This window comes from Amycolatopsis orientalis DSM 40040 = KCTC 9412, assembly GCF_000478275.1.
Taxonomy (GTDB): Bacteria; Actinomycetota; Actinomycetes; order Mycobacteriales; family Pseudonocardiaceae; genus Amycolatopsis; species Amycolatopsis orientalis.
In genome coordinates, this window is record NZ_ASJB01000038.1 from 1 (window position 1) to 307 (window position 307).

1 protein-coding gene is annotated in these 307 nt (G+C 40.1%); it reads right to left on the reverse strand.

Going from position 1 to position 307, the window contains the following annotated elements; all coding sequences use genetic code 11:
• Positions 1 to 177 (reverse strand): DUF3147 family protein (locus L324_RS44430; protein ID WP_161780846.1); only part of this gene is annotated, 177 nt, incomplete at its 3' end.
• Positions 178 to 307 lie beyond the last annotated feature (130 nt).

A 307-nucleotide genomic window follows, 5' to 3' on the forward strand; every position in this document is an offset into this window, starting at 1 on the left:
CGCAAATTGGCTTAAATGCTTTAAAGATTCCCCTTGTACACTCAGCCAAAATAAACTCAGCAGACTGACAAGCGGCAAAGCCGCAATCATTCCGCCCATTTCAGGCGATTTTCGTGCAATCTCGGTTATAATGGCAATCAATATTGCAGAAACCCCGATTTTTACTATTAAAAACATGATTTTGCCTCCCGGCTTAACAAGGAAAATGCTGTTTTAACCATTTCGACTTCTTCCTCATTTAATTGCTCCAGCACCTTTTGCAGTTTTTTCGGATTAAATCTCGTATGCCGTCTTCTGCTTGAAAAAA